Consider the following 12,564-nt stretch of genomic DNA (forward strand, 5'->3'; position numbering starts at 1 on the left):
TTAAAATTAATCTAAGAAACTGGGTTTATCCCAACATATTTAATTAAAGCAATAACTTTATATTTAGGTCGGTTATCAAAAGCTTGGTTACCTCCTTTCAATTGAGTTGTAAATGAGTGATTATGGTTTCCGGTAGCATTAGTATTTATACTATGGGTATGATTTCCTGCAGTATTAGTAGTAATACTATGTGTATGCGTACCAGCATAATTAGAGGTAAAGCTATGGCTGTGGTTTCCAGCACTATTAGTTTGAATATATTGGTCAATACCATAGTTATGTCCTCCCCATTCACCAACACTTGTGTCTACACTTCTTGGGGTTCTATTATAATCATTCTTAATACCATGAGTATGACTTCCATTATAAGAAGTGTTACCAGTATGTCTGTGATTACCAGCAGAAGAGGTGTTTCCAGAGTGATTGTGATTTCCAGCGGCAGAGGTGCTACCAGTATGAGAGTGATGACCGTTTGTAGAAGTCGTACCAGTGTGATTATGTGCAGGCATTTGTGCTTGTGTTAAAACTCTGCTATTTGCCCCACCAGTTTTACCAATTAAGTTATAATCTGGATTTGTAGGATCATAAATTACAGGGAAATGTCCTGATAAGATTTCACATAATTCCCAACCAACAGGAATATCCTCAATAGCACCGACATAAGGTAATCTTACATCTTTAAAGAATGTGGTAAACATTTGATTTGCTACACCTTGAATAAATGGTTTTAATTCAGAAAAGCTAAATGTTTGAACTCCACCTGTACCAAATTCAGCCCTTCTTCTTACATATGCTGATTTTTCATCACCTAATCCGTCTCCGTCTTGATCTGTTTGATATGTTACCTCTTCCTTAACTTCAATTATGGTTACATTTGATTGAATCGGCCCACCTGTAAAAGGTAAAATTTCTCCTTTATAAACAATCATACCATCAGTAACGTTACTCCCTTGAGTAATTACTCCTGATAAAATGTAAGTATCGCTTCCTCCTAGTGCCGTTAAAGTTGAAGCCATATGACTCTGACCTTGTAAGAAATCTAAAGTTTCTGTAGCTAACGGAAAACCTCCGTCAAAAAGTTCTAATCTATTCATCTTGTGTAGTTATTTTATAAGTTTTACTAGCTAATTTGTAATAATTAATTAACGATCTCATTCGGATGTCTTCCTCATCTGATACCGAAATATCAGATGGAAGTACAACAACAAAATCAACATCTTTAAATTCTAATTCAGTTTGATTAAAAATGTATTGTGTATTTAGGTAAATATCTTTTTGATCTTCATGAGGATATACATAAGTAGGGTTGTTAAATAATCCGTCTGATATGTAAATTCTTCTTTGTGTTTTATCAAATCTGTCATTTAAAACTTTTTGTAAATACACTACCTGACCATTATGATTAATTTTATAAAGAGTATCTTTTCTAAATCTTTTAAAAATTTGAAAAAGCTCAGTTAGTGGTTTTATGAGAGATTTTAAAAAGTTTATAATTTTAGTTTTTCTCTTGAAAGTAGGAAGTAATAAACTTACTAGTTTATTAAAATCCATATCATATATTTTATAGCGTGACATCTCTAGGTATCCAATTAATAGTTAAGTTATCTTCGTTAATCTTCATGTGTCCAGCATCTGATTGATAAGTCTCGTTAATTGGAGTCCAATCTTGTTGGTTTCCAAACTTATAATATGCTTCTTTTATAACTGGCATTTCTATACCTTGTACTTGTTGTAACTGATCTGTTAATTTTGTTAAAACAAGTTCCCCATTAAATTCAAATTCTTTTAAATACTGTTTTAATTTGTTCTGTAAAGGTTCATTGTCAGATCCGTCTAAACGAGCTCCATTAGCATCAATCTCTAATGGGTTATAATATGCATCGATTTCTAATTTCAATAAATCTGCATCTCTGTTAATTAGAACTACTTTTACTCCAGCATCTCTAATTAATTTTATATACTGAATTAAAGCAGCTTCTTGAGGATCTGAAAGTTTTGCTCTTACGGTATTGTTTTCTCCGGCAACTTTTACATATAAAATAGAGTTAATTTCTACTACAGCTGCATACTTTACAACTTTAGCATCTTCTATTTGTTTTTGAGTAAGTCCGTCATTATTATAAATATCTTTTTCATTTAATTCGTGACCAAATTGAAAGTCTAATACTTTTTTTCTGTACCAACTTGGTTTATGTGGTTTTAATAGATATAATAATTCTTCAATTTCTTGTTTTAAAGTGTCAAATAGTTTTTCTATTGTCCAAAAACTTACAGATATAATAAATACAAATAATCTCCAGATAGATACCTTTGAAGTACTTGTTAAATTATCTTTTTCATTATTGGTTAATACTTCTAAAGCATTTAATTCTGTGTCAGAATTAATGCTTTCAAGAATACTTTCTTGTATTTCATTAATGCTTCTTGCCATGATACTTGTTATTTAATAAATGTTATTTTGTTGTTTAATTCGTGTCCAAGGCGACAATCACAATTGTGACTGTCGTTTTCCCAGGACATCAAGCTCATTTAAGAGCTTTTTTTCTGCGTATCTCATTCAAGAGTTACGATTTTAGGAGTATCTCATCAAAGAGTTACCATTTTTTTATATATGATTTTTTAGTTTTTTGAATTCGTGTCCAAGGCGACAATCACAATTGTGACTGTCGTTTTCCCAGGACATCAAGCTCATTTAAGAGCTTTTTTTCTGCGTATCTCATTCAAGAGTTACGATTTTAGGAGTATCTCATCAAAGAGTTACCATTTTTTTATATATGATTTTTTAGTTTTTTGAATTCGTGTCCAAGGCGACAATCACAATTGTGACTGTCGTTTTCCCAGGACATCAAGCTCATTCAAGAGCTTTTTTTCTGCGTATCTCATTCAAGAGTTACGATTTTAGGAGTATCTCATCGAAGAGTTACCATTTTTTTATATATGATTTTTTAGTTTTTTGAATTCGTGTCCAAGGCGACAATCACAATTGTGACTGTCGTTTTCCCAGGACATCAAGCTCATTTAAGAGCTTTTTTTCTGCGTATCTCGTTAAAGAGTTACGATTTTAGGAGTATCTCATCGAAGAGTTACCTATTTAATCAGATATTTTAAACTCTTTCGAAACTTATTTTATGTTTTTCATGTTTGTCAATAAAAACTCTTAAAGTTTCAGAAAAAGGAGATAACATAGTTTTTCCTTTGTAGGTTAATTGTAACCTTAGTTTTATGTAAAAATGAGCTTGAGAACGACTCTTTTTCCTATACAATGTATTTTGATTACTATTTTTCATTCCCATGGCTAAAAGTCTACTAGATGTAGAAGAAATTTCATCTTTAAAGAAGTGTTCTAATCCGAAATCTAAAGTTGAACTTCTGTTAGTAATAGGAATAATTGTTTTTCTTTTACCAAAATCTTGATAATGATAAAATTTAGCCTTTTTAGTAAACAAGAAAGGTTGATTAGTTGTTTTATCGTAATAAGTAACTTTCTTTTTAGATTTATATCTGTATAATAATATTTTAGGTTCGTAATTTAAAAAGTTATTAGAGCCATTTGTTAATTCACAATCTAATAAATTTACATTTCCTGAATACGTTTTAGTTGAATCATTAGTGTAACTTTTTGTGTAATTTCTTGATACATTTCCCCATGAGAAATTAAACTCTGGAAAAATATTTTGATGATCTGATTGATCAATTTCTATAGAATTGTTTGTTGAATCTATAGTAACTCCTTTAAAAGTAACTTCATCATTTTCTTTAGATGCAGAAATTGTATTAACACCGTCTGTAATAGAACTAAAACTATTTAAATTAATTTTAGCTAATTTGTTTTTTTCTTCATCTGTGAAATCATTTGTAGATAGTTGTTTTCCAGTGATTTTGTCTACTTTGCTTTCGTCAGTTTTTCCTTGAATTAAATTATTACTAAGAGTTTTGGTGATTGTTCCAAACGTATCAGTTTGTTCTATTGTAAATTCATTTTGTATTCTTTTAAGTAAAATGTCATCTAAACCACCATTGTATCTACCAGTAATTTTAGTAATTGCAACATTAGCGAATCTAAAATCAGTATCTAGTTCTCCAATATATATTGCTGCATTTTCTCCTCTTTCAAAACGGACATTATAGTCATGTTTTTTATCCGAAGCAATTGTTCTAACAGATTCTGTATGGAAATTCGTTCCAGTTTCAGGGTTTTGATAAATAAAAGCATTGATAATCATACTTGTAGATACTTTATCAGGACCTTGATAACCTGTGCTTATATCTAAAAATAAAGTAAAAGAATTAAGCTGAATGTCTTTAGGTACGTTAATTTTAATAGCACCAACTTTAATTACGGGATACCCTATTTGAGATGGAATAACTTGAAAAGTATTATTGTTTTTTAAAGGAGCTCCTGCTACTGCTAAATTTAAATCGTTATTTAATTCAGAAAGATTTTCAACCTGATTTATAACTATTTTATTTTGCTCAGTATCTATAGTAACTCCATCGAAAACTAATTCGTCTGCTTGTCCGTTGGCAATAATTTTATTTTCTCCATCAGATATAGTAGAGAAGGTACTTATATTAAAATTAGCAAGCTTCTCTTTTTCTTCCGTAGAAAAGTTTTCATCAGAAAGTTGTTTGCCTTCAATGATTTCTACTTTGTTTTCTAAATCTTGATTTATTTTTGTTAAAGACTCTTCTAGTTCTTCTATATAACTAATTGGTCTAGATTCTGGAGCGATATAGTTTTTTAAATTAGCAAGTTTTTCTTTTTCTTCCGCAGAAAAATTTTCATCAGAAAGTTGTTTACCATCAATAAGATCAACCTTACTTTCTATAGCTTCTTGTAAACCTTTCACATCTGTAATTTCATGAAATTCAGGATGGATATAGTTTTGTAAACCTTCTAATTTTTGTTTTAATTCTAATGAGAAATTTTCATCAGAAAGTTGCTTACCAGTTTCTTTGTTTACTTTAGAGTTTAAAGTTTCAATTAAACCATCAATAAAGTTTTGAGGCATTGTGTTAGGTAAAACAAACTTTTCAATTAGTGTATTGGTGCCATCTGAAAAGGTGAATGAAACATCTCCGTTAGATAGAACTTCATAGTTTGTAATAATATTTCCATCATCTTTATGATGAAAACTATCAATAAGGTTTTCAAATTGATTTTCTGTAGGAGTGTCTCCAGTTTGAAACCAACTTTTTAATATGTCTAAACTTGTCTTCATTTTCTTTTTATCGGATCTTAAAATCTAGAATGTTGCCTGAGGAACAGTCTCTGAGATAATTGGTTCTTCTTTTTTAATATCTATAGTGAAATATTCGATTCTTATAGTTATAGTTCCTTTTAAAGTATCGATAATCTTATTAGGTTCACCAATTAGTCTTATTTCTTGTTGAAATTCAGTTGAATAATCTTTAAGGTTACTATATCGAATTGTTAAAGGTGTGTATACAATTGATGGAGCTTCTGCTGAAAAATTACTTAAAGTTGTTAATGGGAATATGTGAAATGTATTCTCGTATGGCTTTTCTTTAGTTAAATCGGCAAAACCTAATGATAATGCATAACCATATTCTGTAAAAGGTTCTGCATAACCCGTAATAGTTACATTTTTAGGAACAAATACACTATTAGTTTTAGGATTTTTTAAAAGAGATAATATTTTTATTTCTTTGTCATCTATGGTATTAAAGTAGTCGAGATTAATTTCTTTTTCTATGACGAAACTGTTAGTTCCAATAAGAACAATATTATTCTCTGTGTCTATTTTCGCTCCTTTTAAAACTAATTCATCTGCCTGACCATTAGCAATAATTCTATTTTCTCCATCTGAAATACTTGAAAAAGTACTAATGTTAAAATTAGCAAGTTTTTCTTTTTCTTCAGTAGAAAAGTTTTCATCAGAAAGTTGTTTTCCTTCTATTAAATCAACTTTGTTTTCTAAGTCTTGGTTGATTTTTGTTATGGTTTCTTCAAGTTCTTCGATATAACTAATCGGTTTCGAATCTGGAGCAACATAATTTTCTAAACCAGCAAGCTTTTCTTTTTCTTCCGTAGAAAAATTTTCATCAGATAATTGTTTTCCAGGAACAATATCAACTTTACTTTCTATTGCTTCTTGTAAACCTTCTATATCTGTAATTTGATGGAACTCTGGATGAATATAATTTTGTAAACCTTCTAGTTTTTGTTTTAATTCTAACGAGAAATTTTCATCAGATAACTGTTTTCCAGTTTGTTTATTTACTTTAGAATTTAAAGTTTCAACTAAGCCATCAATAAAGTTTTGAGGCATAGTATTAGGTAAAACAAACTTTTCTATTGATGCTGTATTACCATCTGAAAAAGTAAAGGAAACATTCCCGTTATCTTGTATTTGATATTGTGTAATGATATTTCCATCATCTTTATGATGAAAACTATCAATAAGATTTTCAAATTGATTTTCAGTAGGCTTATCGCCAGTTTGAAACCAGGTTTTTAATATGTCGATACTTGTTTTCATTAGTTTATAATTAAGTAAAAAAAGAGTATTATAATTTTATCTAACTTGAGACGAAACGTAATGGGTATAAACGTTGGTAGTGTAAGTTCCAGATACATTTATCACACCATTTTTAAAACTCAAACCAAACCAAGTATTAGTATTAGAAGTTTCTCCAGTTCCTTTGTTAAACATTATTTTATCATCACCGAAGTTTGTTCCTACAAGTGAAGTAAAAGGAATATTACCTCCAGATGTAGTTACTTGATAATTAAATGTATTAGGTTGTTTATTAGGGCCTTGTGGAAAAGGAAGTTTTTCTATAAATAAAGTACCATTAGGAGGTGTTTCTATATCATTAATATTATTTAAAATTATTTGAAAACTAACTAAGTTTCCTATTCTTGTATAACTTGCTATTTGTATATTAAAACTATATGACTCTGAAGATGCGCTTGTTAATATGGGTTTAAAAGAACCGATTTCATAAAAATCAGATTTCATTAATCCTGCATTGGTTGCATTTGCAGAAGGTATAGTAGTTTCATTTCCTGTGCTTGAGTAAATAATTCCATTTACAGGGCTTGGTTTATAACTTAAATCTGTGGCACCAGAACTAGAGGAATAATTAGCGTCTGCATATTCTTTTGTAATTAAAGATTTAGGCTCGTTTATTTCAGCGATTTTGTAGCTCGGAGCAATTATTTTTCCGTTCTTAAAAACAGTTAAAGCATCAGCTCTATTGGTGTTGCTGTTACCAATTCCGATATTAAATATTCTGTCTGTTAAAACTATTGAAGTAGGATTACCATCAGAAGCTTTTGTTCCATACATTCCAATTGAAGTTTCAGAAAAAGAATTAGCTTCATTTTCTATTCCTCCTGAATGTGAATTATTACCAGAAGCTGAGTTAGCTGTGCCTTCAGCATGCGAAGCTTTACCAGAAGCCAATGTTTTGTAACCTGACGCATCTGAGTAATGACCAGTAGCAGATGTGATATGACCAGAAGATCTTGATCCACTTCCAGAAGCACTTGTTCTGTCACCTGTTGCATGAGAAGAAGAACCGGTAGCTCTAGATTGATTTCCACTTGCAAAAGACCAATTTGAACCAGCATAAGTACTTTCTCCTAGTGCATTTGAACCTTGACCCTTTGCTATTGATAATAGATTAACATAATAGGTATATTCACCAGAAGGGAAATTCCAAGTTGTTGTCCAAGTGTCTGTAGCATATTCATAAACATCAGATAAAGTCATCGATGTATCACTTGTTATTTCACTAAGAATTATTCCTATAGCTCCATTTTCAGGGGTAATAATTGTTAATTGGTACCAAAAGCTAACATCACCATTTCCATCTTTTAGAAATTCAGTACCTTCAATGCCAGATATGTTATTTGAACCATTGGTCATTACTAAACGACCTTTACCTTTATAATTCTGATTTATTGAGACACCATGTAAAAAATCATGGTTTTTTGTCCCCAATGTATGAGTTAAATTATCAATTTTGATTGTTCCGTCTTCAGAGTCAATTGTTATGCCATCAAAAATCAACTCATCTGCCTGACCATTAGCAATAATTCTATTTTCTCCATCTGAAATACTTGAAAAAGTACTAATGTTAAAATTAGCAAGTTTTTCTTTTTCTTCAGTAGAAAAGTTTTCATCAGAAAGTTGTTTTCCTTCTATTAAATCAACTTTGTTTTCTAAGTCTTGGTTGATTTTTGTTATGGTTTCTTCAAGTTCTTCGATATAACTAATCGGTTTCGAATCTGGAGCAACATAATTTTCTAAACCAGCAAGCTTTTCTTTTTCTTCCGTAGAAAAATTTTCATCAGATAATTGTTTTCCAGGAACAATATCAACTTTACTTTCTATTGCTTCTTGTAAACCTTCTATATCTGTAATTTGATGGAATTCTGGATGAATATAATTTTGTAAACCTTCTAGTTTTTGTTTTAATTCTAACGAGAAATTTTCATCAGATAACTGTTTTCCAGTTTGTTTATTTACTTTAGAATTTAAAGTTTCAACTAAGCCATCAATAAAGTTTTGAGGCATAGTATTAGGTAAAACAAACTTTTCTATTGATGCTGTATTACCATCTGAAAAAGTAAAAGAAACATTTCCGTTATCTTGTATTTGATATTGTGTAATGATATTTCCATCATCTTTGTGATGAAAACTATCAATAAGGTTTTCAAATTGATTTTCAGTAGGCTTATCGCCAGTTTGAAACCAGGTTTTTAATATGTCGATACTTGTTTTCATTTTTTTAATTTGAAAAAATTAATAAACCATCACCACTGATGCTTGTGTCCATATTCTAAATGGAGAGTTAGTAAAGTTTAATAACAATTTGTTGTTATCTGTTTTATTAGGAGTTTCTGATAACGGATAATCAAAATATGTTCTCGGGTATGTTTCTGTTTTTGAGTATGCTGTTTGCAATGGTTTAGCACAATCGATTTCAATATTTTGTGTTATAAATCGAACCCCATTAGCATTATGGGTTACTATGTCGGTTATTAAAACAATATCATTTAAGTAAACTAATTTTGAGGGCTCAAAATTTATAACAGTTATATTGAAAAGAGTATAAGCAGAATTTAAATTTCTAATTAAACCAAGTTCAACTGAAAAATTGAAATTCTTTTGAGTTATTTCAACATTATCTGGAATGTAGCACCTTAGAGTAGAGTTTAATTTGATGGTATTGAATTCCCTAAGTAATTCATATGCGATAAATGATTGATCTAATAGATTAATTTTACCAGCTTGAAGTTCTTCTGGATCATAGAAAACAGATTTTGAATCTTTATATATTTTAAGACTTTGATTTCCTAATCCAGCAAGTTTCTGTTTTTCTGCGGTTGTGAAATCATTTGTAGAAAGCTGCTTTCCTGGTACTTTATCTACTTTGTTGTTTAACTCAGATTTAATTTCTACCAATTTATCATCAACTTGATTTTCATTTAACTTGTTGTCTATTTCAAGTTTTATTTGATCTAATTCATCATGAAATTCAATTCCGGTTACTCTTTCATTAATTTGGTTTTCTAGATTTTTAACAATAGGATCTAAGCTAACTTTGTCTACTTTGTTATTTAATTCATTTTCTAAATTTTGAATACTACTGATAGGGAATGAAGTAGGAATTTCAGGTTGATCTATAACGATTATATTTTTATCAACGTCAATAGTTGCACCATCAAAAACCAACTCATCTGCCTGACCATTAGCAATAATTTTATTTTCACCATCAGACACACTAGAGAAGGTGCTAATATTAAAATTAGCAAGCTTTTCTTTTTCTTCAGTAGAAAAATTTTCATCAGAAAGTTGTTTGCCTTCAATGATTTCTACTTTGTTTTCTAGGTCTTGATTGATTTTACTTAAAGACTCTTCTAGTTCTTCTATATAACTTATAGGTTTAGATTCTGGAGCTATATAATTTTTTAAATTGGCTAATTTTTCTTTTTCTTCCGTAGAAAAATTTTCATCAGATAATTGTTTTCCAGGTACAATATTAACTTTACTTTCTATTGCTTCTTGTAAACCTTCTATATCTGTAATTTGATGGAATTCTGGATGAATATAGTTTTGTAAGCCTTCTAATTTTTGTTTTAATTCTAATGAGAAATTTTCATCAGATAATTGTCTTCCAGTTTCTTTATTTACTTTAGAGTTTAAGGTTTCAACTAAACCGTCAATAAAGTTTTGAGGCATAGTATTAGGTAAAACAAATTTTTCGATAGATACAATATTACCATCTGAAAAAGTAAAAGAGATATTTCCGTTATCTTGTATTTGATATTGTGTAATGATATTTCCATCATCTTTATGATGAAAACTATCAATAAGGTTTTCAAATTGGTTTTCAGTTGGTTTGTCACCAGTTTGAAACCAGGTTTTTAATATGTCTATACTAGTTTTCATTTGTTTTTTTCTTGTTTGATAGCCTTTTAAGATTTTTCAAATAATGGGTATCCATCATTAATCACAACATCTATATCTTCTTTATTTATATCGTTGCTTTCTACTTTAAAATTAGATCCAATAATCCAGTATCCAATTCCTTGAAGACCTTGAGTAATTCCTTCATCACTTTTGGTTAAACCTGATGCAGGAGATAAATTTTGTTGATTGTAATAATTTTTTATAGTTGTATCTTCTATAATATTATTTGGAATAGTTAAAACACTTCCTACAGTTAGGTTATTAGTAATAGATAACCCATTTTCTTGTGCAATAATTAAAGCGTTAGCAGCTATACCTGTAGTTTGAATAGCGATATCAAATAAAGATTGGTTGTTACTAACTGTTACTGTATTTATCATAATTCTATAGTGTTAGATAAAATAGTTACTCAAGCTAAATAATTTTAGCTCGTAATATTTTTTATTATAATTTGTTTGACTAGACGTAGTTTTAAAAGAAAAGTAGATGAGGTTAAACTAATCCTTTCTTAATATAGTATCGAATAGAAAAGTGTTTTAAAAATTGATATTTGACAAAGTTTATAAATCTATTACTAGGGTTGCTAGCATTATTCCATTTAAGAAATTCTTTGTTTGAAAACTGTAAAGCTTCGTAAATGTTACCAAAATATTCTATTTCACTAATTTGCTCAGTCCATAATCTATCGTAAATTAATGTGGCAATCGAAACTTTTTGAGTAGAGAAAGAAAGCTTTTTAATCCATTTTGGTATGTTGGTAGATTGTATAATATATCCTTCTGGTATTGAAAGCTTTCTTCCGTCTGAGAGTGTTATTTCTATAGTTTTTGTAATTATAAAACCGTTTTTAATAGCATTTAATTTTGATACAGGGATGAACGATGGGAGTTCTAGGTAATTTAATTTCATTGTTAATTTTTTTTTGTTTGATTCTCAATACAGCTTTGAAAAATAATTTTAGAATTTTAATTAATCGCTAATACTGTGCTTTTTAACTATAGATTACCTTAAACTTTTGTTAATTCTGTAAATATTATGCTATTTTATGATCGTTTTTATAAACTTCAAATTCATCTTTTAAACCTCTGTATTTACTTTTCCATAAGTCTAAATTGGTTCTTAATTGTTTTATTTCTATTTCTAATTCGTTGAATTTTTCGTCATATCTCTTTTTTAAGTCATCTAATGCTTCTTGATATAAATCCACTACTTGTTGTTGGTTTTGGGTTTCTTCTTTAATGAGCTCTTGTCTTCTTTTTTTTCTTTCTGTCCAGGCTGTTAATAATCCGCCAGCTCCGAATAGATAACCAATTATGATATCTATATGATTTACGATAAACTCTTTCATATTATGTAATAGTTAAGCTTAATGGAGCTCCTTGATTTCCAACTCCAATTATGGTCATTGTTTTTACATAAGTATCTATAGCGCTTGCTAAGTCTGCAGCTACTTGCTCATAGTTGTTTTCGGTATTGTTAGAAGGAGCTAAAATACTTTTGATTTGAGCTTCTAAAGCAATTTTATTTAAAGGCATAATTAAGGTTTTAGTATTTTATCTAATTTCGTGTTTAAAGTACTAGTAACAGCAGTTTTAATTTGTGTTATTGCAGCAACATTCGGAGTAACCCCAACAGAAACAACAATTTTGTTTACTTCATCACAAAGACTTCCTATTTGATTTTGAATTTCATTGATAATGTCTTTTAATCTGACATTACCTTTTTTAATAAGATAACCGTCGTCTGTGATATTGAAATGAACGTTATCTTCTCCTTTTTCAATTATATAACCATCTTTGTTAATTAAAAAGTGAGTATCTTCTATAGTTCCTTCAATACTCTCTACTTCACTTATAGCACTTACAAAAAGAGTATTATCGTCGTTTCCAATTCTGCTAACTAAAACAGTAGTTTCTTCTTTTGGATATTGCACTACTTTATTTGTATCGTCTATTACACTAGTTAATCGCACATCATCAAAATCAAAACCATCAGTATCAATAACTTCAATAGTTTTTGTTTCTTTGTCAACTTTTGTCACTGTAGCAATGAATGTTTCGGGTTCTTTAGCAACTAATTGTCTGAATGCATCTTGTAAATCTTTATCTCTTCCCAT

At 29.4% G+C, this 12,564-nt stretch carries 12 protein-coding genes; all 12 read right to left on the reverse strand.

Features of this window, described 5'->3' with window-relative positions; genetic code table 11:
- Nucleotides 1-11: 11 nt before the first annotated feature.
- Nucleotides 12-1,094: a hypothetical protein gene (locus tag ACSIGC_RS16440; RefSeq protein ID WP_442265864.1), complete on the reverse strand. Its 1,083-nt coding sequence runs from the start codon at nt 1,092-1,094 to the stop codon at nt 12-14.
- Complete coding sequence (locus ACSIGC_RS16445; RefSeq protein ID WP_442265865.1) at nt 1,087-1,551, reverse strand: hypothetical protein; 465 nt, start codon at nt 1,549-1,551, stop codon at nt 1,087-1,089. The genes ACSIGC_RS16440 and ACSIGC_RS16445 overlap by 8 nt, the downstream gene beginning before the upstream one ends.
- A 10-nt stretch (nt 1,552-1,561) precedes the next feature.
- The gene (locus ACSIGC_RS16450) at nt 1,562-2,431 is read right to left on the reverse strand and encodes a nucleotidyltransferase (protein ID WP_442265866.1); all 870 of its coding nucleotides are present in this window, start codon (nt 2,429-2,431) and stop codon (nt 1,562-1,564) included.
- 673 nt (nt 2,432-3,104) lie between these two features.
- On the reverse strand, nt 3,105-5,222 hold the full coding sequence (locus tag ACSIGC_RS16455) for a hypothetical protein (RefSeq protein ID WP_442265867.1): 2,118 nt from the start codon (nt 5,220-5,222) through the stop codon (nt 3,105-3,107).
- 24 nt (nt 5,223-5,246) lie between these two features.
- Entirely contained in the window at nt 5,247-6,503 is a 1,257-nt protein-coding gene (locus ACSIGC_RS16460; protein ID WP_442265868.1) for a hypothetical protein, read from the reverse strand.
- A gap of 36 nt (nt 6,504-6,539) precedes the next feature.
- Nucleotides 6,540-8,759 (reverse strand): hypothetical protein, encoded by a 2,220-nt coding sequence (locus ACSIGC_RS16465; protein ID WP_442265869.1) that lies wholly within the window; start codon nt 8,757-8,759, stop codon nt 6,540-6,542.
- Nucleotides 8,760-8,777: 18 nt separating this feature from the next.
- On the reverse strand, nt 8,778-10,427 hold the full coding sequence (locus ACSIGC_RS16470) for a hypothetical protein (protein ID WP_442265870.1): 1,650 nt from the start codon (nt 10,425-10,427) through the stop codon (nt 8,778-8,780).
- Between the two features lie 26 nt (nt 10,428-10,453).
- Nucleotides 10,454-10,828, reverse strand: a complete 375-nt coding sequence (locus tag ACSIGC_RS16475) for a hypothetical protein (RefSeq protein WP_442265871.1) — start codon at nt 10,826-10,828, stop codon at nt 10,454-10,456.
- A 112-nt stretch (nt 10,829-10,940) separates the two neighbouring features.
- Nucleotides 10,941-11,357: a hypothetical protein gene (locus tag ACSIGC_RS16480; RefSeq protein WP_442265872.1), complete on the reverse strand. Its 417-nt coding sequence runs from the start codon at nt 11,355-11,357 to the stop codon at nt 10,941-10,943.
- Nucleotides 11,358-11,481: 124 nt separating this feature from the next.
- Entirely contained in the window at nt 11,482-11,796 is a 315-nt protein-coding gene (locus ACSIGC_RS16485) for a hypothetical protein (RefSeq protein ID WP_442265873.1), read from the reverse strand.
- Between the two features lies 1 nt (nt 11,797).
- Nucleotides 11,798-11,983, reverse strand: a complete 186-nt coding sequence (locus ACSIGC_RS16490) for a hypothetical protein (protein WP_442265874.1) — start codon at nt 11,981-11,983, stop codon at nt 11,798-11,800.
- Between the two features lie 2 nt (nt 11,984-11,985).
- Nucleotides 11,986-12,564, reverse strand: a complete 579-nt coding sequence (locus ACSIGC_RS16495) for a hypothetical protein (protein WP_442265875.1) — start codon at nt 12,562-12,564, stop codon at nt 11,986-11,988.

This window comes from Tenacibaculum aquaeponti (genome assembly GCF_052084715.1).
In the GTDB taxonomy this organism is placed as follows: Bacteria; Bacteroidota; Bacteroidia; order Flavobacteriales; family Flavobacteriaceae; genus Polaribacter.